At 44.5% G+C, this 642-nt stretch carries 2 pseudogenes; both read left to right on the top strand.

From position 1 onward, the window contains the following. A pseudogene (locus tag R7Q09_RS26375) lies at positions 1–128 on the top strand (DUF393 domain-containing protein); the annotation flags it as partial. Positions 129–307: 179 nt separating this feature from the next. Next, positions 308–642, top strand: a pseudogene (locus tag R7Q09_RS26380) (chemotaxis protein); the annotation flags it as partial.

Here is a 642-nt window from a genome sequence, read left to right on the forward strand (position 1 = left end):
CACTGCGCTGGCAACTCATCAGACCTGTTGCGGACTGGCTTTATCTGCGCTTCGCCCAAAATAGGTATCGCATCTCATATTGGTTAACGGGTACTTCTCGTTGTAATTCTGGCCGCTGCTCTCGGTAATTGTGATCACGCTTGAAAATGTTAATACGCTCGCGATAAATCGTGCATTTCCAGTACTTCTCTCCTACTAAGTCGGTTAATCTGCAATCACTACAAAAATAAATAGCTATATATTTATCCGGCAAATCGATTGAATTTTGCCTTTTCGTAACGCTGCGCCGAGAAGTAAGGAAGTCTCTATGAATCTAACCATAAGAAAGCGACTGTATATTCTTTCCATCATTCCAGTACTCACCATTGCACTAGGTATGATGTGGTTCACCTACCTGCAAACTAACGCTTATAACCAACAGCAAATTGATCAGACCCACACCACCATGATGGCGATGGAAAAAGCCGAGCTGAAAAACTATGTTCAGATGGCTCGCTCGGCGATTGAACCGCTACTCAAGAAAAATGCGACATTAGAAGAAGCTCTTCCCGTTTTACGAGAGCTGGAATTTGGTGAAACGGGCTACATCTTCGGTTACAACTCCAAAGGCGTCCGTGTTGTGGTCGGCAAGAACGACAAAGG

The organism is Vibrio sp. 2130-1 (assembly GCF_033339515.1).